The following is a 23890-nucleotide window of genomic DNA, read 5'->3' as shown; positions in this document are numbered from 1 at the left end:
TCCCGCTCCATCACTGCCGTAGCCGCCGCAAAGCGCTGATGATCACCGCCCGAGCAAAATGCGGTCACGTGCGACAGGGGGGACAGTAGGGGGTGGGGCTACGGGTGTGAAGCTTCTGACCTGGTGGCCTGATGCCCGGCATCGCCGGATTACAAAAGATCTGGTGACTGCCCCTCCCGAGTCCGCGGCCGGCCCGAGAGTGGCCTTCCCATGACTCACGTGCCCCCGACACGGCCGTATGCGGAACCAGATGAGTCATGGGGGTCATGATGAGCGAAGCTCCGCGCACATACGACGTGATCGTCCTCGGTGCCGGTCCGTGCGGCGAGAACGTGGCGGAACGCACGAGTGATGCCGGGCTCACCACGGTGATCGTGGAGAGTGAACTCCTGGGTGGTGAATGCTCGTTCTGGGCATGTGAACCCAGCAAGGCCCTGCTTCGGCCGATGACGGCCCGCGCCGAAGCCCGCCGTGTTCCCGCGCTGAGCGAGGCCGTGAGCGGGCCCCTGGACGTCGCGGTTGCCTTGGCCCACCGCGACAAGTTGGCGAACTACTGGCAGGACGACGATCAGGTGGAGTGGCTGAACTCCGTGTCCGTCGACCTGGTTCGCGGATTCGGCCGGCTGGACGGCCCGCGGCAGGTGACGGTGCAGACGCCCGAGGGGGAGACCGTCCGGCTCGCCGCCCGACATGCCGTGGCCGTGTGCACCGGCACCGACTCGGCTCTGCCCGACCTGCCCGGGCTCAGCGAAGCGCATCCCTGGACCAGCCGTCATGCGACCAGCTCCAAGGAAGTTCCTGAACGTCTCGCCGTGATCGGCGGGGGAGTGGTGGCAGTCGAAATGGCCGCTGCGTGGCAGGCACTCGGCTCGCAGGTGACCATGCTGGTACGAGGCACCGGTCTCCTGCCCCGTATGGAACCGTTCGCCGGGGACATGGTCGCGGAGGGGCTGCGGGAGGCGGGCGTCGACATTCGGCTGGACACTTCGGCCTCTCGCGTCACGCGAATGGGCACTGAAGTGCACATCGAATTGGCGGACGGAGGGGATCTCACCGCGGACGAGGTCCTGGTCGCCATCGGTCGTGTGCCCCGCACGGGCGACATCGGTATGGAGACCGTGGGGTTGAAGCCGGGCAACTGGTTGGCGGTGGATGACACCTTCCAGGTGCCTGCTGTCGCCGGCGGGTGGTTGTACGCGGTCGGCGATGTGAACCACCGCGCTCTGATGACCCACCAGAGCAAGTACCAGGCACGCATCGCCGGCGCCATCATCGGTGTCCGCGCCACGGGCGGCAGGCTGGACGACGGCAGATGGGGCGCGCACGCCTCGACCGCCGACAGCGCGGCCGTGCCGCAGGTCGTTTTCACGGATCCCGAAGTGGCGAGCGTCGGCCTGACCACGCGCGAGGCAGAACGAGCGGGGCGCCGATTCGACATGGTGGACTACGACATCGGGAACGTGGCGGGAGCCCGTCAATACGCTGACGGCTACCGCGGGAAAGCGCGCCTCCTCGTGGACCGGAATCGCGGCAACATTCTGGGAGCGACCTTCGTCGGGGCCGGAGTCGCGGAACTGCTGTTCTCGGCAACAGTCGCCGTTACGAGCGAGGTGCCCGTGGAGCGCCTGTGGCATGCCGTGCCCGCCTTCCCGACCATCAGCGAAGTGTGGCTGCGTCTTCTGGAGACGCGGCGCGCAGGTGATGTACGGCGCTTCGACGGGACAGCGGGCTGACTCTTGCGAGGGCCTCTCGCAGTCTGCCGAGTGACCGATCGTTGTCGCCGAGGCGGCGACATCCTCACGGTCCGGCATACGCGGACCGGCGGTGCCCGCCTTTTCGATCGGCACGCCGGGATGCCGCCCGGCCAGAGCTTTGAGAACCTGGTCAGGAGAGGTGCTGAGCCGCAGGGGGATGCCTGTCGTGTGTCGTCGTCCTACGGAAGTGGAACCGCGCGTCAGGCGGCTGCGGCCACTCGTAGCACCTGCGCAGCCGCCCCCTGCTGCGGCCCGCGATGTGCGCTGAACAGTCGAATCCGTCAACCGCTGTCCGACACTTGGCAGTTCGCCTTCTGCGGGTCCCCCGACAACTGGAACCCGCCGCGAGACGATGGCCCGCCCGAACGGTTGCCCGCGGGCTTGTACACGGGCTTGTGTCTCAGCACAGGAGGTGCCCACCATGCTCCGACCGGTCACTGCCGGAGTGGACGGATCTCCGGAGAGCCTCGCCGCCGCAACGTGGGCGGCCGACGAGGCCCGGCTCCGGAACGTGCCACTGCATCTTCTTCACGCCTGGGAGTGGTCACCGCACCCGACGGTCGCCGTGCCGGCCGACACCAGTCAGCGTGACTGGGCCCACCAGACCCTGCGTGCGGCCGTGGACCATGTCCGCGCTCTCCACCCGGATCTCACTGTCATCGACCGGCAGGTTTCCCAGCCTGCCGTCACGGCCCTCCGGGAAGCATCCGGACAGTCGGCGCTCCTGGTCCTCGGGACCCGGGGGATCAGTGGCTTCACCGGGTACCTGGTGGGTTCGGTCGCCTTGCAGGTCATCGCCCGGCCCGAGGGCCCGATCGTCCTCGTACGTGCCGGGCATCAGGACGCGAAAGGCGCCGGGTCTGCTGCTTCCGCCTCCCCTCGCGAGGTCGTCGTCGGTATCGACTTCGACCGCCCCTGCGACGAGATCGTCGCCTTCGCTTTCGAGGAGGCCCGGTTGCGAGGCGCCGACCTGCACCTCATCCACGCGTACAGCGCCCCCAGTCTCTACGCAGTGGGCACCGGGCGACCCAGTGGTCCCGAGTTGCGTGCCGAACGTGAAAAGACCCTGGTCGCCGTGGCCCGGCAGTTGCATGAGAAATACCCGGACCTCACCGTGACAGCGACCGCGTCCCAAGGGCGCCCCGCTCCCCGCCTTCTGCGGGCGGCGAAGGAAGCGGAACTCCTCGTCCTCGGGCGCCGCCGCCGCGACAGCCGCTTCGGTCACAGTGGCCCGGTCACCCATGCCGCCCTGCATCACGCCCCGTGCCCGGTGGCTGTGGTCCCGTACGACTGACCCACCAGCTACCCGGGCGGATGGCCCTGCGGCTCCGGCGTTCGGGCTCGCCGTGTTCGGAACAGGCCGGGTGGCCCGGGCTTTCATCCGCACACGGCGTGTTTGTCGGAGGTGCTGGCGGCCTCTTCGCCAAGCGTCGTGCGCTGCCGGGCATCGGTGGGTCAGTCGGTGATGTACCAGTTGTTCTCGAGGTACTCGAGTGTGTAGCTGCCGAGGTCGCTCTCGGAGAAGGTGGCCGAGGACTTGACCGATTCGACCGGCATCTCGATCTTGACGGGCGTGCGCACGGCGACGCGCTGCGGGTCGACCGTTGCGGTTTGCAGTGCCTTCTTCTGCGCGGGCGAGATCATCTGGAACACGGTGGCGTACGTCGACGTGCACGGGCCGAGCCCTTGGTCCTCGGCCTTCTTCGCGGCGGGCCCCGCCACTTCGCAGACCGTGTCGATGTCCTCGCGGCCGAGGGCGTGGAGGTACTGCTCGTAGCGCTGGATCGCGCCCGCCTTCGTCCTGGGCGCGGGCTGGTCGCCGGTAGGGGTGGCCGAAGGCTTCTCGGTCCGCGGGGGCGCGGATGACGTGACGGACGGTGCTTTCGCCGGCGTGGACGCGGACGGCCGAGAGGGCTTCGCCGCGGGGTCCTCCTTCGAACTTTCCGGACCGCACGCGCACGCCCCCAGGGCCACACATGCCGATACCGCCACGCTCACCAACGCCCGCGCTTTCATCAGGTCCCCTCAGGTCGCCTCGACAACACCATCAGAAGTCACGCAGGATCGGGGGAAACGGTTCCGGTCCGGGCGCCGTGAACGGTGCCGCGCTCCTCCACAGGTCGCCGGTGGGATGCGCCCGCCGGTTCCGTTCACGACGAGGCCGAGGTCCGGCCCACCGGTCGCGAGGAGCCCGGGCTCCCTCCTCGCCCCAGGGCAGCAGGTCAGGGCGGTCATGCCCCATGCCGTCGGCAGTCTCTGATTCTGCTCAAGCGGGGTCGACCAGGGGGTTCATCGTGTGATCCACTCCGGTCACGGGCACCGGCTCGTACGCACGTTTGCAGGGGGCGGTATGAGAGCACGGCTGATCGCGGCGGGGGCCGCGGTGCTGGTGATGGGGCTGGGTGTGAGCGCGTCCGCGGCCACAGCACGGGGGCATGTGCTGGAGAACGACTGGGGAGGCACTGCCGGCTTCCACCACGCCACGGCCGGCAAGGGCTACTAATTCGCTTGCCCCTCGCTCAAGAACACGTCCGACCTGCCGGTCGAGGTGCTGGAGGCGGAGCTGCTGGGCGCGCCGACGCGCTGGAGGACGGGCGAGGTCAGGGCCGCCAAACGCTCCGAAACCCACGGGAGGGGCCTGGCGGCATACGACGAGTCCTTCGTCGAAGAGCCCGACCTGGCCCGGGACTACTCGAAGGGGCCGGTACGTATCGCCCCGGGGGAGGAGAGTCCGATCTACTACCTGGTGCGGGCCGAGGCCGTTGCCTCCCCGGTCTCGGGCAGGGCCGAGGGCTGCCGGATCACCTACCGCACGGGGAACCGCATCCACGCGCAGAGCCTGCTCGCCCCGTTCGAAGCACTGGGGACTGAAGTCCGTCGGCATCAGTCCTCCGGCGGCAGGACCATCGCCCGCTCCGGTAGGTACTCGAAGCCTCGGCCTGCCTGCGCTGCTCGCCCGGTACAACCAGCGCGAGAAGCGCAGGCAGCGAGGTCACATCACGCGACGGCGGTGCCTTCGAGCTCGACCATCAGGGTGGGAATCGCCAGCCGTGCCACCCCGAGCATCGTGGTGGCCGGCGCCACCTGGGCGCCGCCCAACCGCCCTGCCAGCTCGCCGTAGTGCTGGAAAAGCAGATCGACGTCGGTCGTGTAGACGTTGAGCCGGACGAGGTTCGAAAGAGACATGCCGGCTTCGCCGAGCACGGCCTCCAGGTTGTCGAGGCTCAGCGCCAACTGCGCCGCCATGTCACCGTCGTGCTGTGGCTTGCCGTCGTCGCTCATCGCGGTCTGTCCCGAGATGTACAGGGTCTTTGTCTGCCCGGAGACGACCTCGCCCTGGTTGAATCCCAACTCCGCCGACCACGCCACCGGGTTGACCGCCGTTCGTTCCATCGCCACGTCAGCTCCATTCGATTCATGGGGAGTACGCACGCCGGTCAGCGCGTCAGCCGCGCGCCTTTGACGTCGTGCTGAGAGCCTCCCAACGAATCGCGACATCGTCTGTCATGTATGCCGTTAGAGTTTTTGCATGCGCGCCAACCGGTTGGTCTCCCTGGTGCTGCTGCTGCGCCAGCGCGGCCGGCTGTCCGCTGCCACGCTGGCACGCGAGCTGGAGGTATCCACCCGCACCGTGCTGCGCGACATAGAGGCGCTGTCCGCGGCCGGTGTCCCGGTCTACGCCGAACGCGGCCGCTACGGCGGGTTCGCGTTGTTGCCCGGTTTCCAGACACAGCTCACCGGACTGAACAACGACGAGGCGCTCGCCCTGCTGGTCGCCGGATCGCGGCGCGGCGCGCAGGTGTTCGGCCTCGGCTCGGCGCTCGCTTCCGCCATGCTCAAGGTGGTTGACGCCCTGCCTGAAAGCCACCGGGACACGGCGGCCGGCGTGGCCGAGCGACTGCTCATCGATCCGGAGACCGACCTCCTCTCGCGCCGCACGGTGACTGAGGAGGTGCCCGACACCATCGTGGCCGAGGTCCGGCGCGCAGTGCTGGCCGGACACAAGCTACGCATCCACTACGAAGCCACGGGTCAGGTGCCACAGTGGCGCACGGTGGACCCGATAGGCCTGGTCACCGTACGCGAGCAGGGCTACTTGCTGGCCACGAGGTCCGGCGCGGACCGCACGTACCGGCTGTCCCGGGTGTTGGCCGCCGAGGAACTCCCGGAACCCGCACAGCGAGCCGACAGGGTCGATCTCGACCGGGCCTGGCAGGAACGCAGCGCGCAGTTCCGGACCGGCGGCGACCACGTCACCGTGCTGGTACGGGTGGACCCGGCACGGCGGGAGGACCTGGTGAGCACCGCCCTGGCTGTCCGCAGCGAAGAAGCAGACCCGGACGGCCGGCTGCGGCTGGAGGTGACCTTCCAGGATCCGAGGCACGCCGAATGGGCGCTGTGGCAGCTCGGCACCGACGGGGAAGCCCTGGCCCCGCAGTGGCTGCGCACCTCACTGCGCGATCGCGCCGCCGCGATCGCCGCCTGCTACGGCACGTCGGCCTGAGAGGCGCAGCCTTCGGCAGGCCACCGCTGACATGATGCGTAACGATTGCGAACGGTCGCCGGTCGCCACCATCTGCACGCCCTCACGCCTGGCCGATGTTCCGGCCGACGGGCAGTGCGAGCGTCACACAGAAGGATCTTCCCGAGCGTACGTTCGATGCGCTGCTCCACCCGGCCGCGTTGTCGTTGCGCCTGGCCGCCCGTGGCCAGGGCAGCAGAGTGGCGACCTACCGGGGAGGGCTGCCTGCCCCATCCGCTGGGTGAGTCAGTCGCCCGTGTCCAGGCCGCTGGCGCGGGCGATGCCGTCCAGTTCCTCGTCGACGGCCTGCTGCTCGGTGATCTGGCGGTGGAGATCGGCCCGGAACTCCGCGAGCTTCTCCGGATCGTTCGCGACGTCGGCGGTCACGACCGCGTAGCCCGTACTGCCGTCGGGGCCGGGCAGCTCTACGACGTGGTGGTCCATGCGGCCGGTCGTCAGGATCGCCATGACGGCGAGGAACTCGCGCTGGACATCGGGCGTGAAGGTGTCCCGGCCACCCGCTTCGAAGGTGCCCGGCTGACCGTCGGACAGCATGTGCGCGAGTTCGTCCACGGCCTCCTCCAGCGTGGCGAACTGTTCCGGATCCATCCGGGCCTTCACCGATTCCAGGTAGAGCGAGGCCAGGTCGAGCCCGTCGTCCGGCGTCTCCGGTGCGTTGTCGTCGTTGTCCATCACCCCACCCTGGTCCCGGAGGCCGCCGCGCGTCCAGTTGCGGTGATCGACAACACCCTTCTGCCCCACTTTCGAGCGTCCGCCGCCCCGGCAACATCTGGGGTGGGGAGCGCCCGCGCCGCGTCCACCTCGCCCGCACAGTGCGCGGGCGGGTGTCGGACCACGACTGCCGTGGTCGGTCCGTACGGACAAGCGAGGTGATCACTCGATCGTGAGTTGTTCCACACATGGGTCCGGCGTGACGCGACGCTGAGAAGGACGGCGCACGACCGGCGCCGCATCGTCGTGTTGCGGGTGGGGGACAAGGGATGACGCATGGAGCGGGACGGCGTGGGGGACCGGAGGAGAAGGTGTTGCTGCTCGTGGCCGGGCTGGCCGATCTGGCAGTGAGCACCGTGGGATCGGCGCTGGGGACGGTGCGAGGGCTGCTGAGACGCTCGGACGCTGCTGTGCTGGCGGCGGAGGCCGAGCACGATCTGGTGGCGCGCGGGCGCCTGGTGGTGGACCGGTACGCAGCCGTCCCCCCGGCCCACCTGGAGATTCTCGCCCGGCACGCCTTGGCCCGGCGGGCCGCCGATGATGTCTGACCGGTGGGAGCCTGCCGCGTTCAAGGCCCGTGTCGACGAGGTGCTGCACCACTTCGTCGCCCAGGAGGCCGAGCAACTGTGGGCGATCGACCAGGTTCTCGGCCCGGTGGCCGAGCAGTTGGAGACCGCTGTCCGGGACGGCAAACGACTGCGGGCGGCATTCTGCTACTGGGGCTGGCGCGCGGTGGGACAGCCGGACAGCGACGCGCTGGTGCGGGCGGCCGCCTCGATGGAACTGGTGCACGCCGCAGCGGTGGTGCACGACGATCTCATCGACGACAGCCCGTTGCGGCACGGCCGACCCACCGCGCACATCGCCCTGCGCGGCGCGGTACTCCGGCGCCCACATGCCGTCGACGCGGCCAGGTCACTGGCGATGCTGGTGGGGGACCTGCTGATGTCGCTCGCCGGGCAGTTGTTCGCCACCAGTGGTCTGCCCGCCGCGTACCTGGCACGGGCCCGCCCGCTGTGGTCGCTGCTGGCCCGGGAGCTGATCGCGGGCGAGTGCCTGGAGATCCTGCGTACCGGGGCCGATCCGGACATGGCGGCGTCGATGAAGGTGATCCGGTACAAGACGGCCAAGTACACGGTCGAGCAGCCGCTGTTGATCGGAGGCGCCCTGGCCGGCGCCGGCGAGAGGCTGCGCGGGGGCTATTCGGCGTACGGGCTGCCTCTGGGTGAGGCGTTCCAGCTGCGGGACGATCTGCTCGGCCTCTTCGGAGACCCGGGACGCACCGGCAAGGACGACGCCGACGATGTACGCGGCCACCGGCCCACGGCCCTGCTGGCGGAAACCTGGCGTCTCGCCGGCGACGACGAGCGGGAGCAGTTGCGCGCCGTCCTGGGCAGACCTGATCCGGACGCGGAGGGGCTGGACACCGTGCGCGAGGTGATGCGCCGGCTGAAGACTCCCGACCGCATCGAAGCCATGATCAGCGCGCGGGTCGACGAAGCCCTCGGCGCTCTGCACGAGGTGGACGCACCCGCGCACGCCGCCGCTGCCCTGACCGCGCTGGCGCATTCGGCCGCGGTCCGTCTGTCCTGATCACCGCACAGCCGCGGGCGTAATCCCGTGCCGTCCCCGGCCGCGGGGGCCCACCTGACGTCCCCACCTGACGTCAATGATCCGCGACGAAAGAGAGTTCTGCCATGACGTACACCGAGACTTCGATGGACGCGCTGCGGCAAGCCGGTGACGAACTCGCCGACGCCACCGTCGCGACCCTCTTCGAACGCGGGGAGGTGGGCAAGTTCAACACCCTCATGCGCTATGTCTCCACCGCCGGAGCCCCCTTGCCGGACGGGCTGCCCGACGTCGCACGAGAGTACCTCCGGGCAACCAGCGTCCCGCCGGCCTGGGTGGACTGGGGAGAGATGGAGAAGGCCCGGCTGTTCTTCATCGACAACAACGTGCACATCTCCACGGCCCTGTCCTTCGCCTCCATGCCCGCCTGCTACGTCGTCCCGCACGTGGCCAAGCTGCTGTCGGCCACCCACGGGTTGAAGTACCCCTCCAAACGCATGGCGGAGACCGGCCAGTTCACCGTCCACCTGATGCAGCCGGACGCCTTCGAGGCCGGCAGCCGCTTCATCCCCGCCGCCCAGAAGGTCCGCCTCCTGCACGCCTCCATCCGCCACCACCTCACACGCGAAGACCGCTGGGACGCCGCCGCGCTCGGGACACCGATCTGCCAAGAGGACATGATCGGCGGGCAGATGTTCTTCTCCATGCTCGTCCTCGACAGCCTGCACCGCCTCGGCATCCACATGTCGCCGGAGGGCGCGGAAGCGTACTACTACGCCTGGCGTGTGGTCGGCGCCATGCTCGGCGTCGACCAGGACGCCGTCCCCAAGTCCCTGGACGAGGCCCGCCAATTCCTCGACCTGTACATGGTCCGGCACATGGGGCCCTCGCAGGAAGGCGCTCACCTGACCCGGCAGCTCATCGACCTCTACGAGGAGGTCGTGCCCGGGACCTTCTTCGACCCGATCGTGTCCGCCCTCATCCGCCACCTTGTCGGCGACACCTGCGCCGACTGGCTCGAGGTGCCCCGCACACCGTGGGACACCGTGGTCAAGGCCGTGCCCCACCTCCTCGGCGTACTGGAGACCATCGAGGACCGCTCACCCCTCGGAGCGTGGGCGCTGGACCGCCTCGGGCACCTCACCACCATCCTTGAGCTGTCCTCTCTCACTCGCGGACGCGTCATGCACTACGCGATCCCCGAACAGCTCAAGAAGGACTACGGCGTCCCTGGCACCGTGCCTCCTGCCCGTCGGTGGACCCCGCCCGCCGCGACGGTCTCCCCGTGACCACGCGACGAAGGAGCAAGGCTTTCGGCCCTCCGAGGCACGCGGCCGGGCGCGGCCTCGGGTGGTGATACAAACCCGAGCGCTATACGTTCGAAGAGGGGCAGCTACGGGCTGTCGCGCGATGCTCGGCCGCTCTCATCCGAGCCCTGGAAGTCGAGGCTCAGGTGCTCGCGGAGGACGTCAGCGAGCAGGCGCCGGTTCCGCGCGGTCCGTCGTCGGCACGACCGACACCGGCGGAGGGTTCGGTGATGCCGAGCAACAGCCGGATCACCGCCGACTGACCACCGGAGGTGGCCGATGACGCTCAGCAAGCCGATCGCCGAGAGCCTCGCCGACCAGACCGTCGTGGTGATCGGCGCCAGTGCCGGAATGGGACTCGAAACCGCCCGGCGCGTGCGAGCCGCCGGCGGCCAGGTCGTCATGGTCGGACGGAATCCCGAGCGGCTGGAGCAGGCCGCGCTCGAAATCGAGCCGCTGAGTACCGCGGTATTCGACGCCACCGACACGGACAAGCTCAAGCAGTTCTTCCAGGACCTGCCCGGCACGGTCGATCACGTGCTCTCCACGGCCGGCGGCCCCGCGTACATGCCCTTGGCCGACATAGACCTTGCAGAGGCCCGCCGCCACTTCGGCGATCGCCTCGCCATGACGATCGGGATCGCCCAGCACAGCCGCGAGAAGGTCCGGCCCGGAGGCACCCTGCTGTTCATCGGTGGCACGGGCGGCCGCCGTCCCGCCGTCGGCATGGCCATCACGTCCGCGGCGACCGCGGCGCTTCCCGCCCTCACCGCCAACCTGGCGCTCGAGCTCGCTCCGATTCGGGTCAACCTCATCGCCGCCGGATTCGTCGACACGCCCCTGTCGGCCTCGCTGCTGGGTGACCAGCTCGAAGCCCGACGCGAGGAGCTGCGTGCGACACTCCCCATCCGCCGGGTCGTCGGCCCGGAGGACGTCGCGGCTCTGGCCGTACACATCATGTGCAACGAAGCGCTCACCGGGGCGACGTACGACATCGACGGTGGCCAGCAACTCCTGCCCCACTGAGCCGCTGCTCCTGACCTGGAATCCTCGTCGGGCGGAACCACCGGCGTCTGCGTGGTGAAGCGTATGGTCGTTCGACAGGAACCCTGTCGTGACGGGAGCCCGGGCGGACACGGGCGACGACAGCCATGGAGGGTCGCGAGTATGGGCGGATCGCCGGCACACGACGACGCCGGTGCCACGAACTCCTTGCAGTGGCTGGACGACCTGTATGCCATCCGGCCGCCGTGGGAGATCGGACGACCGCAGCGGGCCCTTCTTGAGCTTGCGCAGTCAGGCGCCATCCGGGGGCGCGTGCTCGACATCGGCTGCGGAACCGGGGAGCACGTGCTCATGTGCCACGACCTCGGCCTCGACGCCACCGGCGTGGACCTGGCGGCGAGCGCGCTACGGGTCGCGGAGGACAAGGCGCGTACGCGCGGTGCCGCCGTGCGCTTCCTCCACCATGACGCGCGGAGACTGGAAGAACTGGGAGAGCAGTTCGACACCGTTCTCGACTCGGGCCTGTTCCATATGCTCGACCCGGACGACCGTGCCGCCTTCACCCACGGCCTTGACGCCGTGCTGCGCCCCGGGGGCCGCTATTTCATGCTGTGTTTCAGCGACCAGGAACCGGGGAGTCCCGGAGCACACGGGCCCCACCGGTTGACGCGACACGACATCACAGCCGCGTTCGCGGACACGCTGCGGATCGACTCCCTCGAACCGGCCACGATCGAGTTCACCCTGGACCCGGCGGGCATCCGGGCCTGGCTCGTCACCATGACGAAGGTCGCTGACCGGGACGGTCGGACGGGCGTAGGCCGGTAGGGGAGGCGCTCCTCAGCTTCTTGCAACTCGGAGGGTCCGAGGCAAGACATGACCGCGGTGGAGCGCAGGGTTCCGTCGACGACCTCGGCTGTCCGAAGAGCTCAGGTTCCAACGAGTGCATCCACCCATTCTGCGGATAGCGGCGCACGCGACCGAGGGAGGCCAATGCACACCCGACAAGCGATGGGGAGAAGGCGTCCCATGCCAAGTTTCTCATCCAGGCCACCTACACGCCCGAGGGCGCCAAGGGGCTGCTCGAAGAGGGCGCGAGCGGCCGTCGAACAGGTCGTCACCGAACTCGGCGGGCAGGTCGAAGCCATGTACTTCACCTTCGGTGAGGACGACATCGTGCTCATCCTCGACTTCCCCGACCCGGTCGCCATGGCCGCAGTCGGCCTCACCGTCAAGGCCGGCGGAGGTCTCCACACCCGCGCCATCCCCCTGCTCACTCCCGACGAGATCGATGAGGCCGCCCGACGGCAGGTCGCCTTTCGCGCCCCTGGCGGGTGAATCGTGGGTGCGGACGCTCCGCTCCATGCGGGGGCCGGTCGGACCGTCCGACGGCGGCCGATTCACAGACCTGTTGCTTTGCCTTTCGCGGTGCTGTGGCTCGTGCTCATTGATCTCTGCCGGAGGCCGTGCCCGAGCGCCGCGTGGCTGGGCTGCGTAGCCTCGTTGCAGGACGAGGAAGGAGTTCCACATGACGCCGAAGCAGCCCAGGGCCGAACTCGACGCACGCTACAGCGCTGCGCTCAACCCGCGCCCCGGCTCGGAGAACGTCACGGCCACCGATTGGAGCGAAGCCCAGCGCCGGCTGAAGGAGGCCGAAGTCTTCTGGATCACCACGGTCCGGCCGGACGGCCGGTTGCACGTCACGCCGCTGATCGCCGCCTGGCACGACGGGGCGCTGTACTTCAGCGTCGGGCCGGGGGAGCAGAAGGCGAAGAACCTGAACGGCAACGCCCACTGCGCACTCACCACAGGGAACAACTCCTTCTCCGAAGGCCTCGACATCGTGATCGAGGGACTGGCGGAGCAGGTGACGGATCCGGCACGGCGCGACGAGGTCATCGCCGCGTTCGAAATGCAGTACGGGGACCGCATCACCTCGCCGGAGGGGACCTTCTACGGCTTCGGCGACAGCATCCGCACGGGCAATGACCTGTTGTTCGCGGTGACACCCGGCACGGCGTACAGCTTCGGCCACGACGGTCAGGTGTTCAGCCACACCCGCTACACGTTCTAGGTCCGGCGAGCCGGTGGCCATCGTCGCCGCCGACCTCACACGTGCCGTCGGCAGGGGCCCAGTGTTCAACTCTGGTCAGTACAACCGGTGGTTGGCCAGCGGTGTCATGGTGAACGCGCGCGGTGGTTGGTGGAGTCGATATGCGCCCTGAGATCAGCCGAGGCCACGATGGGCGGCCCACAACGCCCCGGCACGGCTGGCAGCGTCAGCGACCAAGGTGGCCAGTTCGGGTCTGTCGGGGACAGGGAAAGAGACGTAGGCGCCCCGACCACCACCGACTGGTCTGCCATAGGCCTTCACGGCGAGGCGACCGTCCGGTAGAAGCCGGACGTTGAGTGTGGTCAGCGTGAACGCTTCACCGCGTCGAGTGTCTGTCCAGCGGAGCGCCTGAGGGATCGTGACATTGATCGCCAGAGCGCTTACTTCCAGATCGCTGCTCATGAACGGATGATCTCACGCGAGTCGCCACTGGTGGCCGCCACCGGCTCATGCAGCAGGCAGTTCTACCACGACTCGATACGCGCCCCAGGTGTCTGTCTGGCCGGACGCATGTGGTCCAGCGCGGACCCTGCCCGGCAAGCATGAGGACGGAATCGGAGTGCCGGTAAGAAAGCTGTCACGACGAGTGGAGCGGCCGGACGGTCGAGTACCACCGTGCGCAGATCCGCGGGCACCTGGGCTTCCGTGAGTGCAGCGCCGCGGACGCGGACAAGCTGACCGCCTGGCTCGCCGAGCACATCGCGTGCAAGGAGCAGGTACGGGTGGAACTGCCGGCCCGCTGCCGGACGGAGAGCATCGAGCCGCCGACGCCGGGCGGTGCGACCGGATCGTGGGCGCCGCGCTGCGAGTGGCCGAGGAGATGCTCAAGTACGCCACCGCGATCCGGACCCGCACCGCATCCACCGAGGCGATCCTGCCCGCTTCACCCGCAACGCCCTCCCACCGTACCTACGCGGCCATGCTGGAGATCGGCCGCGCCCAGAAGCCCAGCTTCGTGGTCCGCTACCTGCGACTTCGGGACCTTCAGCGGGAGCAATCGGCCCTGGTCTTCGTGAACACCCTGATGCTCCAGGACATCCTCGGCGAACCGGAGTGGGCGGACCTCCTCACGCTTGCGGGCCGGCGTGGCCTGACCCCGTTGTTCTGGTCCCACGTCCGGCCCTACGACAGGCGAAACTCAACATGACCAGCAGACCCCCGCTCAACACGGGCTGACCGGTGTCTAGTTGGGGATCCCTTGCATACACGGCCTGTGATCCGGTAGGGGTATCACGATCACCTCGGAACACAGCGCCGCGAGATCCTTGGGTGGCCCGAAGCCCGCGCCGACTCGACGTCGAGCGCTCAGCGTTTGGTCTCGTACCTGGTCAGGACCACGCCGTCGGGAAACGTCCGGGTCTCCACCAGGGTCAGGTTCACCCACTTGTCCAGGGCTGTGAAGAACGGCGTGCCGCCGCCCACCAGGACCGGATGGGTGACCATCGCGTACTCGTCGATCAGCCCGCCCCGCATGGCCGCCGCGGCGAGTGCGGCACCGGCGATGTCCATGGGGCCGCCGTCGTCGGCCTTGAGCCTGGTGATCTCGGTGACTGCGTCGCCGGTGACCAGACGGGTATTCCAGTCGACCGTGCTGGTCGTAGAGGAGAACACCACCTTCGGCATGTCCCGCCAGCGGACGGCGTACTCGATCACCGCCGGTGTGGCATCCGGCTGCTTGTCGGCGGTCGGCCAGTGGGAGCTCATCGACTCCCACAGCTTGCGCCCGTACAGCGCCAGGCCCGTCGCGTCCACCCGGTCGGACCACCACTGGAACAGCTCGTCGCTCGGCACGCTCCAGCCGAGGTCGTCGCCGGGCGCGGCGATGTAGCCGTCCAGGCTCATGTTCATGGCAAAGGTCAGTTTCCGCATGGCGTCAGCCTCCCGTGAGTCGGTATTCGGCGTACAGACCAGCACGGCGCGGAAAAATCATCGGTCAGGCCACACTGCCGGAGTAAATACCTGCCCGTCATGGCGCCGAGCGTGACCCCACCGCACGTGGCCGGACGTGACGCGCCTCGTTTGCGGCTGGTGACAGCGTTCTTACCGGCACCCCGGATCGTGCGAGCGGCGGCGCGGTGCTACGTCGCGTGGACGACCCGGTACCGGGGAGTGACTCTGCTGATGGCGGCCGCCATCGAGGAGACCGACTCCGCGCTCCACGCTTCGTGCTTCACCCTGCGCAGAGCCGGCGCGCGGCTCCTCGCCCCTGCCCAGGCAGCGGGCTCGGGCGGAGCGACACTGACGGCACCGACCTGTTTGTTGCTGGTAGCCATGCGTGCGTGGCTCGGTGATCAGCCCTCGCTCGCGCTGCGGCCGATCGCCGCTTCGAGGTCGTCGCGAGCGCGAGTCCGACACGTGCAGTGAGCGGCTGCGTCGAGCCCGAGCGGTCGGCTGGGGACTGTGTGCGGTTGTGATGAATCAGGGTGACTGAGCGCCCGAGTTCTGCGCCAGGTCCGGAAGGGTGTCGGAGGCCCGTCGGCGGTGATCGTGATCTGTCGGCGGGTTGTCGGTGAAGACTGCGACGTTGGGCGCCTTGGTGCTCGCCCTGAGCACGCTGCCCGCGCGTAAGGAGCCTGTCATCGTGTCTCTCGAACCCCGGAGTCGGCCATGGGACGTTCACCGGCTGCCCTGTGCCGAGGGGAGAACGTTCCTGGTCACCGGCGGTAACGCCGGGATCGGCTACTTCGTCGCGGAGCAGCTCGCCGCCACCGGCGCCGTAGTGGTGCTCGGCAGCCGGGACGCCGCGAAGGCCGACGCTGCCATGGCCTCGATCCGCTCGCGCGTCTCCGGCGCGTATGTGCGGCACCTTCCATTGGACCTTGCCGTTCTGTCGTCCCTGAAGACCGCCGTGGACCGGCTGGACCTCGGTCATCTCGACGCTGTGGTCTACAACGCAGGGGTCGCGCTCGACGCCCCACCGCGTCGGGAGACTGAGGACGGCCACGAGCTGATGTTCGGCACCAACCACCTCGGCCACTTCTCGCTCACCCAGCAACTGGCCCCCCTGCTGTCAGCGGCGCCGGGGGGCCGCATCGTGACGGTGGGAAGCTTCGCGGCGCGGTCAGAGCGACTGGACCTGGGCGATCTGCAGTCGACCCAGGACTACCGGCCCAAGCGCACCTACGGCCGGTCGAAGCTGGCGCAGATGTGCTTCGGCTTCGAACTCGACCGCCGTTTGCGAGCCCTCGGCAGCACGGTACTCAGCGTGGTGGCCCACCCCGGCGGCGCGCTGGACTCTCTCACCCCATCCCGCCCGCCGGTACGCGTGACCACCCCCGCCGAGCGACTGCGCGCCGTGCCCGCCGGGCTCTTGGTGCAGGGCAAGGACGCCGGAGCATGGCCTGTCGTCCGTGCCGTACTCGACTCGGGGGTGCAGGGAGGGCAGCTGTGGGGTCCGAGGTTCTTCGGCCTGCGAGGCACACCACGGCGTGAGCCCGTCCCCCCTCATATGGCCGATCCGGCGATCGCTGCTCGCCTGTGGGCCGCCAGCGGTGAGTTGGCCGGCACCGATCCGCACCTGGGCTTCCAGTAGGTGTTGGAGCCGTGCCCAGGGCAGCCATCGTCGAGGCGCGGAGATGGAGACCGGCGAGGTCTGGCTCGGGGCGATCGCCGTCTCGATGTGGGCCAGTTGAGCGTGAGGTTCTCTTCGAACGTGGCCCGGCGGTCGGCTCCGAGAGAGCGGACGTCGCGGGCGGAGTGGGCGAGAGGGGGAAGCGGTCGGGGTCGGCGCCGAGTACCGCGACGCGGAACAGCTCGGCGGCACGGTCTGGGGTGGGGGAGCGCTGTCCATGGCCGGCGACGACGGCCGGCGGCAGATGTCCGTCGCGGTCAATCTGCAGAGGTGGAGCAGGCTCGACTCCTTGGGCAAGCCGCAGCCCCATCCCATCGACCACGCGCTTGCGGACTTCCGTCGCGTGGCCATGTCCGACTGACGTGCTGAAGATCCACCAAAGGTCAACTGCCGTGCATGTGAGGTAGGTTGACCGACATGACCGGACTTGGACCCGTCGCCTGGCCGGCTGCCCCGATAAGGACCGAACGTCTGGTGCTCCGGGAGTCCGAGGCTCGCGATCGTGCGGCGTTCGTCGAGCTGTTCGCGTCGCCAGAGGTCGGCACCTACATCGGTGGACCTCAACCGCGCCATGAGCTCGAACGCGCGATGCCCGAGGTGCCCGGACGGCGCCCCGGCCATTTCGTCGTCGATCTCGACGGAGCGATGATCGGCATGGTCACGCTCGATCGGCGTGACGCGGAGCGGCCGGGGCACGTCCGCCCGAATGCCGAAGAGGCCGAGATCGGGTACATGTTTCTGCCCGAAGCGTGGGGATGCGGGTATGCCGCCGAGGCGTGCTCAGCGGCGCTCGGCTGGGTCGCCGATGCGCTCCCCGGCGAGGCGGTGGTGCTCTGCACCCAGAGCGCCAACGACCGTGCGATGCGCCTCGCGGCGAAGCTGGGGTTCACCGAGGTGGAGCGGTTCGAGGAGTACGGCGCCGAGCAGTGGCTCGGCGTGTGGTCCCCTTCGGCTGCGCGGTGAGCGATGTCGTTGCGGCGCGCACCACCGCCACAGTGGCCTGCGAAACCGCATGATCGAGAACACGCCCGGCCGGTCCGGTGAGTCCGTTCGGCCACCGGACCGGCCGCGCCTCACTCGTCCGCCGTGTTGCCCGAGAGCTTTCCGGTCCTGGCGACACCGGCGTACCACCGGGCGCTCGCCTTCGGAATGCGCCTGCCCGTCGCGTAGTCCACGTAGACCGCGCCGAAGCGCTTGCTGTAGCCGTAGCCCCATTCGAAGTTGTCGAGCAGGGACCACAGGAAGTAGCCGCGGACGTCCACGCCCGCCTCGATCGCGCTGTGTACCGCGGCCAAGTGCCCGTGCAGGTAGGCGATCCGGTCGGGGTCGAGTACTTCTCCGGCCGGGTCCACGTAGTCGTCGAAGGCCGCGCCGTTCTCGGTGATCACCAAGGGCAGCCGCGGGAACTCCGTTCCGACGCGGACCAGCAGTTCGGTCAGGCCGCTCGGGTCGACCGCCCATCCCATGGCCGTGGTGGGACCGGGCGGGAGGTGAAAGGCCACGTCATCGGCCCCGGGCCATGGGCTGTGCGCACTCTTGCCGTGCCCGTCGGAGCGGTGGCTGCCGTCGGCGGTACCTCCCGAAACCAGCGTGGGCGTGTAGTAGTTGACGCCCAGGAAGTCGAGCGGCTGGTGGATCTCCGACGTGTCGCCCTCGCGTACGAACGACCAGTCGGTCAGGCGGGCCGTGTCCCGGAACAGGTCGGCGGGGTAGTCGCCTTCAAGCATGGGGCCGGTGAACACGCCGTTGGCCAGTGTGTCGATGCGGCGGGCGGCCTCGACGTCCTCGGCACTCTCGCTGAGAGGGCGTACATGGTGGAGGTTGAGGGTGACGGCGATGCGCGCATCGCCCGGGAGGTTCGCGCGCAGCGCCTGAACCGCCCTGCCGTGACCGAGGTTGAGGTGATGGGCCGCTCGCAGCGCGGCGACGGGATCGGTGCGGCCGGGGGCGTGTACCCCCGAGGCGTACCCGAGGAAGGCGCTGCACCAGGGCTCGTTGAGGGTGGTCCAGGTGCGCACCTTGTCACCCAGGGCCTGGCCGGCGAGTGCCGCGTACTCCGCGAAGCGTTCGGCGGTGGCGCGTTCCGGCCAGCCTCCGGCGTCCTCGAGTTCCTGGGGCAGGTCCCAGTGGTAGAGGGTGGCGAGGGGTTCGATGCCGTGGTTCAGCAGTTCGTCCGTGAGCCGGCGGTAGAAGTCCAGTCCCTTTTGGACGGCGGGACCGCGTCCGGTGGGCTGGATGCGGGACCAGGACAGCGAGAACCGGTAGGCGTTCACACCGAGGTCGGCCATGATCGCGACGTCTTCGCGCCAGCGGTGGTAGTGGTCGGTGGCGATGTCGCCGGTGTCGCCGTTGCGGACCTTGCCCGGGGTGCGGGAGTACGTGTCCCAGATGGAGGGCGTGCGGCCGTCCAGGCCGGCGGCGCCCTCGATCTGGTACGCGGCGGTCGCCGTTCCCCAGGTGAATCCCTGGGGGAAGACGAGGTCCTCGCCGTTCGGGGCAGTGGGGGCGAGGTGTCGGGCAGCGGTGTCCACGGAGGTCCTTCCAGGAGAGCGGTCGTTCGGGTGCGCGGTATCGGTGAAAGGGGCGGGCGCACTCAGCCCTTGACCGCTCCCTGCATGATGCCGCCGACGATCTGGCGGCCGAAGACGATGAACATCGCCAGCAGGGGGAGCGTGCCGAGCAGGGCGCCGGCCATGATGAGTGACTGGTCGCGGACATAGCCCGCGCTGAGTTGGGTGAGCGCGACGGGAACCGTCGGATTGCTCATGTCGAGCACGATGAACGGCCAGAAGAAGTCGTTCCACGCGTGCACGAAGGTGATCATGAAGAGCACTGCCATCGCCGGCCTGGCGACGGGCAGAACGATGCTCCAGAAGATGCGGAGTGAGTGCGCGCCGTCCACCCGGCCCGCCTCGACGAGTTCGTCCGGCAGTGCTTCGGCGAGGTACTGGCGCATGAAGAACACGCCGACGGCGCTGACGAGCGTGGGGAAGATGACCGCGGGAAGCCGCTGCCCCCAGCCGAGATCCGACATCATCATGAACAGCGGTACGACACCGAGTTGGGGCGGCACCATCATTGTCCCGATGACGAGCATGAGCAGGATGTTGCGCCCCTTGAACCGCAGTTTGGCGAACGCGAAGCCGGCCAGCGTCGCGAACAGGACCGTCGACAGCGCGATGACGCCCGCCACGATGAAGCTGTTCAGCATGGCCTTGCCGAGTGCGGCGTCCTGCCACGCCTTGCCGAGGTTCTCCAGGAGATGCGGACCCGGCAGGAACGGCGGCGGGGACTGGGTGACCCGAGTGTTGTCGCTCGACGCCGCAACCATCGTCCAGTAGAGAGGAAACAGCGACACGAGTGCGGCGATGCCGAGCAGGATGTAGGTGACGGGGCCCGCGTGGTGCTGTCGGCCGGCCTTCGGCGAGAGCAGACGCCGTCGCGGTCGGGGAGCGGCGGATTCGGGTCGCGGGCGTACGTCCGGGCGGGCCCGGAGGCTCTGGGTGGTCATGGCTGAGTGCTCCTGGTCAGGGCCTGCGGGATGCGATGCGCTTCACGACGCGCTGGATGACGAAGACGAGGATCAGCACCAGGAACATCGCCCAGGCAACGGTCGCCGCACGCCCCATCTGGTAGTTCTTCCACCCCTCCTCGTAGAGGAGCAGGCCGAGGGTCTGGTACTGGTTGTCGGCTCCGCCGGTGATGCCGTTCGGGCCCTGGCCGAAGATGAGCGGCTCACCGAAGAGCTGGGTGGCGCCGATCGTGGAGAGCACGATGGTGAAGACGACGGTGGAGCGGATCCCTGGAATGGTCACCTTCAGGAACTGCTGCCAGCGGGAGGCCCCGTCGATGGCCGCCGCTTCGTAGCGCTCGCGCGGCACGGCCTGCATCGCCGCGAGGTACAAGAGCGCGTTGTAGCCCGTCCAGCGCCAGATGACGATCGTGGAGATGGCCGTCTGGGCGGCCCACTTGTTGTTCTCCCAGTCGATGTTGTCGATCCCCACCACGCTCAGCAGCCAGTTGATCATGCCGAAGTCACGCTCGAAGAGCATGGTGAAGACCAGTGCGGCGGCGCCCACCGAGGTGGCGTAGGGCGTCAGGGCCGCCACACGGAAGAACGTGGAGCCACGCAGCCGGTAGTTGAGCAGATGTGCCAGGCCCAGGGCCATCAGCAGCTGGGGCACGGTAGAGATGACGCCGATGGTGAAGGTGTTGAACAGCGCGTTCCAGAAGCGCTCGTCCTGCCACAGAGCTACGTAGTTGTCGAACGCCACCCACTCCATCAGGTCGAGCGAGGCCAACTCGACCCGGTGGAGGGAGATCCAGCCCGTGTAGACGAGGGGGTAGAAACTGAACGCCGCGAACACGGCGAAGAAGGGTGCGATGAAGGCATAGGGCGCGCCACGCAGGTCGAGCCGGTGCAACAGCATGCTGCGGCGGGGGCGGCCACCTTCGTGACGCGGGTGGAGGTCGGGTGCGATGCCCTGCGAACTCTGAGGGTTGGGGGTGGGCTCGTCGGCCGGTGCGGTCGGGGTGGAAGTGGCCACCGGAGGGATCCTTACGTGGGACGGGGATGGACCGGGCCCGGCGACCACGAGGGACATGGCCGCCGGGGCGGGGTCAGGTCATCCAGCGGCCTTCTTGATGCGCTCGTCGGTGGTCTTCCACGCCTTGTCCGGGCTCTGGTTCTGCGCCTCGATCAGCGTCAGGCCCTGGGAGAAGATGTCCTTGATCGTGCCGTCCTTGCGGCCGAGGACCTGCTCGTCGGGGATCTCTTCGGCGGCGGCACCGAAGATTTTTCCGATCGGCGCCTCGCTGAAGTACTCGGACGTCGCGTTCGCGACCTGGGGTGCGGCCAGCGCCTGCTGCGAGGAGGGGAAGTTGCCGATCTTCTCGAAGACATGGGCCTGCTGTTCCGGTGCGGTGAGCCAGGCGACCAGCTTCTTCGCCTCCTCCTTCACCGGGCTCTTGTCCATGACGCCGAGGAACGAGCCGCCCCAGTTGGCTCCCTTCGGGGCCTTGGCGACATCCCACTTGCCCTTGTTCTTCGGGCCCGCCTTCTCGCTGATGTGGCCGAGCATCCAGGCGGGGCACACGGTCGTGGCGAAGGTGCTGTTGGCCAGGGCCGGATCCCAACCGGGCTGGAACTGACGGAGCTTGGCGGTGAGCCCCGAGGTGGCCGCCTGCGAGGCCAGTGCCCACGCATCGGTGACGACGGGGTTGTCCTGGTAGACGAGCTTGCCGTCCTTGTCGTAGAACTGCTGGGAGTTGCCGTAGATCATGGCGTTGAACAGGCCGCTGGAGCTGTCCATGAAGGCGGCCTTGCCGCCCTTGGATCCGGCCTTGAAGGTCTTGCCGGCGGCCACGTACTTCGACCAGTCGCCCTCCCACAGCTGGGCGACCTTCTCGCGGTCGGTGGGCAGGCCCGCCTGTTGGAACAGGTCCTTGCGGTAGCAGACGGCCATCGGGCCGATGTCCGTGCCGAGCCCGATGACCTTGTCGTCCTTGGTGGTGACCTGGCTCAGCTTCCAGGGCAGGAAGTGGTCGACACCGGGGACGTCTGCCAGGTCGACGAACTTGGCGGCCTGGGTGTCGACGAGTTCCTTGGCCCGGCCGATCTCTATGCCCTGGATGTCCTTCAGGCCGCTGCCTGCCGCGAGATGGGTCTGCAGGGCGGTGTAGTACGTCTGCTCGTCGCCGGCGACCTCGGCCTTGATGGTGACGTTGGGATGCTCCTTCATGTACCGGTCGAGGAGCCCGGTCTCCTTGTAGCCCATGACGCCGAAGAGGCCCATGGTGATGGTGACCTTGCCGTCCTTGACGCCTCCGCCGGTCCCGCCGGTGTCGCTGCCTCCGCAGGCAGCGACCAGTCCGAGTGCGGCCACGGCCGCGACAGCGGCTATGCCTCTTGTACGCAGCAGTTTCTGAGCCCTGCTCATTTCGCCCTCCCAGCGGCGGCACCGACATCGGAGCACGAGCCTGTCGGTCCTGCCTGTGCGGCTCGATCATGAAGTGGGAACGTTCCCAACAGGCGGTGGGAACGTTCCCACCGAGTTGCGCGAAGCCTGACCGCCCTGCGGTCTCTGTGTCAAGAACTTGAATCGACTCTGTTGCCGGCGCATGTCGCGGTCCATGGTTCGTGGAGTCCTCGGGGCCGCTGATCCTTCTGGCACAATGCGCTGGTGAACGGCGTGCCGATGCCGACCCACGAGGAGGGGCCATGGGGGAAAGACGGCGACCGACCATCAAGACCGTGGCCGCACGTGCCGGGGTCGGGCGCACCACCGTCTCGCGGGTCATCAACGGTTCCCCCCTCGTCAGCGACGAGGCCAAGGCCGCCGTTCTGGACGCCATCGCCGAGCTCGGCTACGTACCCAACTCGGTCGCCCGTGGCCTGGTGACCAGCAGGACCAACTCCATCGCGCTGGTGATCCCCGAGTCCGAGAGCCGGCTCGGCTCGGAGCCGTATTTCGCGGCTGTCATCCGGGGTGTGAGCACCGGACTTGCCGACACGCGGACCCAGCTCCAGCTGGTGCTCGTACGCGACAAGGGCGAGCGTGACCAGCTCACGGACTCTGTCGCGGAGCGGCGCGTGGACGGAGTGCTGCTGGTGTCGGTGCACGAGCACGACCCACTGCCGAGCCTGCTGGAAGGCCTGGGACTTCCCACCGTCCTCGCCGGCCGGCGTTCCGCCGCCGAATCCCTGAGCCACGCCTACTCCGACAACCTCGGCGGCGCCGCGGCGGCGGTTCGACACCTCGTGGCCCGCGGCCGGACCGCGATCGCGACGATCACGGGGCCGCTGGACATGGATGTCGGCCGCGCGCGGCTCCAGGGCTGGCGGGAGGCACTGGCGGAAGCGGGCCACGGCGCGGACGAACGCCTGGTCGAGACAGCCGACTTCACCGAAGAGGGCGGTCGGCGGGCCATGCGTTCGCTTCTTGAACGGGCACCGGAGCTCGATGCCGTCTTCGTCGCTTCGGACGTGATGGCTGCGGGGGCGATGCTGGAACTCCACAGCCAGGGTCGACGTATCCCGGACGAAGTGGCGGTGGTCGGCTTCGACGACTCGTTCATCGCTCGCCACACCGACCCTCCGCTGACGAGTGTGCGTCAGCCGGTCGAGGAGATCGGGTCCACGATCGCCCGCATCCTGCTCGCGGAGATCGCCGACGCCGATGCGCCCCGGGAGCAGGTCATGCTCCCGACCGAACTCATCGTGCGCCGCTCGTCCTGACGGCGGGCGACGAGAGCGGAACGCGGCTCGGACTTCGCGCATGCGAAACCTGTCCCACCACCGGCAACAACGGTTCC

26 protein-coding genes are annotated in these 23890 nt (G+C 68.7%); 17 read left to right on the top strand and 9 right to left on the bottom strand.

Annotated features, from left to right (window positions below; translation table 11 throughout):
• The first annotated feature begins 269 nt into the window (after nucleotides 1-269).
• A complete protein-coding gene (locus ABTX78_RS31095) occupies nucleotides 270-1733 on the top strand; it encodes a dihydrolipoyl dehydrogenase family protein (protein WP_352210119.1) in 1464 nt (487 codons plus the stop codon).
• Between the two features lie 442 nt (nucleotides 1734-2175).
• Nucleotides 2176-3048: a universal stress protein gene (locus tag ABTX78_RS31090; protein ID WP_352210118.1), complete on the top strand. Its 873-nt coding sequence runs from the start codon at nucleotides 2176-2178 to the stop codon at nucleotides 3046-3048.
• A gap of 161 nt (nucleotides 3049-3209) precedes the next feature.
• Here ABTX78_RS31090 and ABTX78_RS31085 read toward each other — a convergent pair whose 3' ends face one another.
• Nucleotides 3210-3770: a superantigen-like protein SSL4 gene (locus tag ABTX78_RS31085; protein ID WP_352210117.1), complete on the bottom strand. Its 561-nt coding sequence runs from the start codon at nucleotides 3768-3770 to the stop codon at nucleotides 3210-3212.
• 334 nt (nucleotides 3771-4104) lie between these two features.
• On the opposite strand from ABTX78_RS31085, the gene ABTX78_RS31080 reads away from it, so the two are divergent.
• Nucleotides 4105-4257 carry a hypothetical protein gene (locus tag ABTX78_RS31080; protein ID WP_352210116.1) on the top strand — a complete coding sequence of 51 codons (153 nt, stop codon included), beginning with the start codon at nucleotides 4105-4107 and terminating at the stop codon, nucleotides 4255-4257.
• Between the two features lie 494 nt (nucleotides 4258-4751).
• Here ABTX78_RS31080 and ABTX78_RS31075 read toward each other — a convergent pair whose 3' ends face one another.
• Nucleotides 4752-5147, bottom strand: coding sequence for a RidA family protein (locus ABTX78_RS31075; protein WP_352210136.1), 396 nt, complete (start codon nucleotides 5145-5147; stop codon nucleotides 4752-4754).
• A gap of 136 nt (nucleotides 5148-5283) precedes the next feature.
• Here ABTX78_RS31075 and ABTX78_RS31070 point away from each other — a divergent pair, with 136 nt between their 5' ends.
• On the top strand, nucleotides 5284-6258 hold the full coding sequence (locus ABTX78_RS31070) for a helix-turn-helix transcriptional regulator (RefSeq protein WP_352210115.1): 975 nt from the start codon (nucleotides 5284-5286) through the stop codon (nucleotides 6256-6258).
• 264 nt (nucleotides 6259-6522) lie between these two features.
• Here the strand turns inward: ABTX78_RS31070 and ABTX78_RS31065 are convergent, their stop codons facing one another.
• On the bottom strand, nucleotides 6523-6969 hold the full coding sequence (locus tag ABTX78_RS31065) for a hypothetical protein (RefSeq protein ID WP_352210114.1): 447 nt from the start codon (nucleotides 6967-6969) through the stop codon (nucleotides 6523-6525).
• A 308-nt stretch (nucleotides 6970-7277) separates the two neighbouring features.
• Here ABTX78_RS31065 and ABTX78_RS31060 point away from each other — a divergent pair, with 308 nt between their 5' ends.
• The 7 genes from ABTX78_RS31060 (at nucleotide 7278) to ABTX78_RS31030 (ending at nucleotide 12966) form a co-directional block, all read left to right on the top strand.
• Nucleotides 7278-7556, top strand: a complete 279-nt coding sequence (locus ABTX78_RS31060) for a polyprenyl synthetase (protein ID WP_352210113.1) — start codon at nucleotides 7278-7280, stop codon at nucleotides 7554-7556.
• Nucleotides 7546-8601 (top strand): polyprenyl synthetase family protein, encoded by a 1056-nt coding sequence (locus tag ABTX78_RS31055; RefSeq protein WP_352210112.1) that lies wholly within the window; start codon nucleotides 7546-7548, stop codon nucleotides 8599-8601. Before ABTX78_RS31060 ends, ABTX78_RS31055 begins: the two co-directional genes overlap by 11 nt.
• Nucleotides 8602-8705: 104 nt before the next feature.
• Entirely contained in the window at nucleotides 8706-9869 is a 1164-nt protein-coding gene (locus tag ABTX78_RS31050; protein ID WP_352210111.1) for an oxygenase MpaB family protein, read from the top strand.
• 297 nt (nucleotides 9870-10166) lie between these two features.
• A complete protein-coding gene (locus ABTX78_RS31045; RefSeq protein ID WP_352210110.1) occupies nucleotides 10167-10913 on the top strand; it encodes an SDR family oxidoreductase in 747 nt (248 codons plus the stop codon).
• A 141-nt stretch (nucleotides 10914-11054) separates the two neighbouring features.
• Nucleotides 11055-11720: a class I SAM-dependent methyltransferase gene (locus tag ABTX78_RS31040; RefSeq protein ID WP_352210109.1), complete on the top strand. Its 666-nt coding sequence runs from the start codon at nucleotides 11055-11057 to the stop codon at nucleotides 11718-11720.
• Nucleotides 11721-11768: 48 nt separating this feature from the next.
• On the top strand, nucleotides 11769-12230 hold the full coding sequence (locus ABTX78_RS31035; protein WP_352210108.1) for a GYD domain-containing protein: 462 nt from the start codon (nucleotides 11769-11771) through the stop codon (nucleotides 12228-12230).
• Between the two features lie 190 nt (nucleotides 12231-12420).
• Entirely contained in the window at nucleotides 12421-12966 is a 546-nt protein-coding gene (locus ABTX78_RS31030; protein ID WP_352210107.1) for a pyridoxamine 5'-phosphate oxidase family protein, read from the top strand.
• A 153-nt stretch (nucleotides 12967-13119) separates the two neighbouring features.
• Here ABTX78_RS31030 and ABTX78_RS31025 read toward each other — a convergent pair whose 3' ends face one another.
• Nucleotides 13120-13407, bottom strand: a complete 288-nt coding sequence (locus tag ABTX78_RS31025) for a hypothetical protein (RefSeq protein WP_352210106.1) — start codon at nucleotides 13405-13407, stop codon at nucleotides 13120-13122.
• Nucleotides 13408-13795: 388 nt separating this feature from the next.
• Between ABTX78_RS31025 and ABTX78_RS31020 the strand changes: the two genes are divergently transcribed.
• Nucleotides 13796-14152 (top strand): Tn3 family transposase, encoded by a 357-nt coding sequence (locus tag ABTX78_RS31020; protein ID WP_352210105.1) that lies wholly within the window; start codon nucleotides 13796-13798, stop codon nucleotides 14150-14152.
• A 158-nt stretch (nucleotides 14153-14310) separates the two neighbouring features.
• On the opposite strand, the gene ABTX78_RS31015 is transcribed toward ABTX78_RS31020, so the two are convergent.
• Nucleotides 14311-14874 carry a dihydrofolate reductase family protein gene (locus ABTX78_RS31015; RefSeq protein WP_352210104.1) on the bottom strand — a complete coding sequence of 188 codons (564 nt, stop codon included), beginning with the start codon at nucleotides 14872-14874 and terminating at the stop codon, nucleotides 14311-14313.
• Nucleotides 14875-14973: 99 nt separating this feature from the next.
• On the opposite strand from ABTX78_RS31015, the gene ABTX78_RS36200 reads away from it, so the two are divergent.
• The 4 genes from ABTX78_RS36200 to ABTX78_RS30990 all read left to right on the top strand — a co-directional run bounded on the left by ABTX78_RS36200 (nucleotide 14974) and on the right by ABTX78_RS30990 (nucleotide 17539).
• Nucleotides 14974-15369: an SbtR family transcriptional regulator gene (locus ABTX78_RS36200; RefSeq protein WP_502994014.1), complete on the top strand. Its 396-nt coding sequence runs from the start codon at nucleotides 14974-14976 to the stop codon at nucleotides 15367-15369.
• A gap of 217 nt (nucleotides 15370-15586) precedes the next feature.
• The gene (locus ABTX78_RS31005; protein WP_352210102.1) at nucleotides 15587-16537 is read left to right on the top strand and encodes an SDR family NAD(P)-dependent oxidoreductase; all 951 of its coding nucleotides are present in this window, start codon (nucleotides 15587-15589) and stop codon (nucleotides 16535-16537) included.
• A gap of 256 nt (nucleotides 16538-16793) precedes the next feature.
• Entirely contained in the window at nucleotides 16794-16937 is a 144-nt protein-coding gene (locus ABTX78_RS30995) for a hypothetical protein (protein ID WP_502994013.1), read from the top strand.
• 56 nt (nucleotides 16938-16993) lie between these two features.
• A complete protein-coding gene (locus ABTX78_RS30990; protein ID WP_352210135.1) occupies nucleotides 16994-17539 on the top strand; it encodes a GNAT family N-acetyltransferase in 546 nt (181 codons plus the stop codon).
• A gap of 110 nt (nucleotides 17540-17649) precedes the next feature.
• On the opposite strand, the gene ABTX78_RS30985 is transcribed toward ABTX78_RS30990, so the two are convergent.
• The 4 genes from ABTX78_RS30985 to ABTX78_RS30970 form a co-directional block, all read right to left on the bottom strand.
• A complete protein-coding gene (locus ABTX78_RS30985; protein ID WP_352210101.1) occupies nucleotides 17650-19107 on the bottom strand; it encodes a GH1 family beta-glucosidase in 1458 nt (485 codons plus the stop codon).
• A gap of 62 nt (nucleotides 19108-19169) precedes the next feature.
• The gene (locus ABTX78_RS30980) at nucleotides 19170-20087 is read right to left on the bottom strand and encodes a carbohydrate ABC transporter permease (protein ID WP_352210100.1); all 918 of its coding nucleotides are present in this window, start codon (nucleotides 20085-20087) and stop codon (nucleotides 19170-19172) included.
• A gap of 16 nt (nucleotides 20088-20103) precedes the next feature.
• Nucleotides 20104-21123 carry a carbohydrate ABC transporter permease gene (locus ABTX78_RS30975; protein WP_502994012.1) on the bottom strand — a complete coding sequence of 340 codons (1020 nt, stop codon included), beginning with the start codon at nucleotides 21121-21123 and terminating at the stop codon, nucleotides 20104-20106.
• Between the two features lie 78 nt (nucleotides 21124-21201).
• Nucleotides 21202-22515 carry an ABC transporter substrate-binding protein gene (locus tag ABTX78_RS30970; RefSeq protein ID WP_352210099.1) on the bottom strand — a complete coding sequence of 438 codons (1314 nt, stop codon included), beginning with the start codon at nucleotides 22513-22515 and terminating at the stop codon, nucleotides 21202-21204.
• Nucleotides 22516-22796: 281 nt separating this feature from the next.
• Between ABTX78_RS30970 and ABTX78_RS30965 the strand changes: the two genes are divergently transcribed.
• Nucleotides 22797-23813, top strand: a complete 1017-nt coding sequence (locus ABTX78_RS30965) for a LacI family DNA-binding transcriptional regulator (protein ID WP_352210098.1) — start codon at nucleotides 22797-22799, stop codon at nucleotides 23811-23813.
• The last annotated feature ends 77 nt before the right edge of the window (nucleotides 23814-23890 follow it).

The organism is Streptomyces sp. NPDC096193 (assembly GCF_040302905.1).
Taxonomy (GTDB): domain Bacteria; phylum Actinomycetota; class Actinomycetes; order Streptomycetales; family Streptomycetaceae; genus Streptomyces.
This window is presented reverse-complemented; position numbering and strand designations above follow the sequence as displayed.

What these genes read in the sequence shown, in the direction of transcription:
- ABTX78_RS31095 (WP_352210119.1), top strand. Translation starts at nt 270, where the DNA reads ATGAGCGAAGCTCCGCGCACATACGACGTGATCGTCCTCGGTGCCGGT.
- ABTX78_RS31090 (WP_352210118.1), top strand. Translation starts at nt 2,176, where the DNA reads ATGCTCCGACCGGTCACTGCCGGAGTGGACGGATCTCCGGAGAGCCTC.
- ABTX78_RS31085 (WP_352210117.1), bottom strand. Translation starts at nt 3,770, where the DNA reads ATGAAAGCGCGGGCGTTGGTGAGCGTGGCGGTATCGGCATGTGTGGCC.
- ABTX78_RS31080 (WP_352210116.1), top strand. Translation starts at nt 4,105, where the DNA reads ATGAGAGCACGGCTGATCGCGGCGGGGGCCGCGGTGCTGGTGATGGGG.
- ABTX78_RS31075 (WP_352210136.1), bottom strand. Translation starts at nt 5,147, where the DNA reads ATGGAACGAACGGCGGTCAACCCGGTGGCGTGGTCGGCGGAGTTGGGA.
- ABTX78_RS31070 (WP_352210115.1), top strand. Translation starts at nt 5,284, where the DNA reads ATGCGCGCCAACCGGTTGGTCTCCCTGGTGCTGCTGCTGCGCCAGCGC.
- ABTX78_RS31065 (WP_352210114.1), bottom strand. Translation starts at nt 6,969, where the DNA reads ATGGACAACGACGACAACGCACCGGAGACGCCGGACGACGGGCTCGAC.
- ABTX78_RS31060 (WP_352210113.1), top strand. Translation starts at nt 7,278, where the DNA reads ATGACGCATGGAGCGGGACGGCGTGGGGGACCGGAGGAGAAGGTGTTG.
- ABTX78_RS31055 (WP_352210112.1), top strand. Translation starts at nt 7,546, where the DNA reads ATGATGTCTGACCGGTGGGAGCCTGCCGCGTTCAAGGCCCGTGTCGAC.
- ABTX78_RS31050 (WP_352210111.1), top strand. Translation starts at nt 8,706, where the DNA reads ATGACGTACACCGAGACTTCGATGGACGCGCTGCGGCAAGCCGGTGAC.
- ABTX78_RS31045 (WP_352210110.1), top strand. Translation starts at nt 10,167, where the DNA reads ATGACGCTCAGCAAGCCGATCGCCGAGAGCCTCGCCGACCAGACCGTC.
- ABTX78_RS31040 (WP_352210109.1), top strand. Translation starts at nt 11,055, where the DNA reads ATGGGCGGATCGCCGGCACACGACGACGCCGGTGCCACGAACTCCTTG.
- ABTX78_RS31035 (WP_352210108.1), top strand. Translation starts at nt 11,769, where the DNA reads ATGACCGCGGTGGAGCGCAGGGTTCCGTCGACGACCTCGGCTGTCCGA.
- ABTX78_RS31030 (WP_352210107.1), top strand. Translation starts at nt 12,421, where the DNA reads ATGACGCCGAAGCAGCCCAGGGCCGAACTCGACGCACGCTACAGCGCT.
- ABTX78_RS31025 (WP_352210106.1), bottom strand. Translation starts at nt 13,407, where the DNA reads ATGAGCAGCGATCTGGAAGTAAGCGCTCTGGCGATCAATGTCACGATC.
- ABTX78_RS31015 (WP_352210104.1), bottom strand. Translation starts at nt 14,874, where the DNA reads ATGCGGAAACTGACCTTTGCCATGAACATGAGCCTGGACGGCTACATC.
- ABTX78_RS36200 (WP_502994014.1), top strand. Translation starts at nt 14,974, where the DNA reads ATGGCGCCGAGCGTGACCCCACCGCACGTGGCCGGACGTGACGCGCCT.
- ABTX78_RS30995 (WP_502994013.1), top strand. Translation starts at nt 16,794, where the DNA reads ATGGCCGGCGACGACGGCCGGCGGCAGATGTCCGTCGCGGTCAATCTG.
- ABTX78_RS30990 (WP_352210135.1), top strand. Translation starts at nt 16,994, where the DNA reads ATGACCGGACTTGGACCCGTCGCCTGGCCGGCTGCCCCGATAAGGACC.
- ABTX78_RS30980 (WP_352210100.1), bottom strand. Translation starts at nt 20,087, where the DNA reads ATGACCACCCAGAGCCTCCGGGCCCGCCCGGACGTACGCCCGCGACCC.
- ABTX78_RS30970 (WP_352210099.1), bottom strand. Translation starts at nt 22,515, where the DNA reads ATGAGCAGGGCTCAGAAACTGCTGCGTACAAGAGGCATAGCCGCTGTC.
- ABTX78_RS30965 (WP_352210098.1), top strand. Translation starts at nt 22,797, where the DNA reads ATGGGGGAAAGACGGCGACCGACCATCAAGACCGTGGCCGCACGTGCC.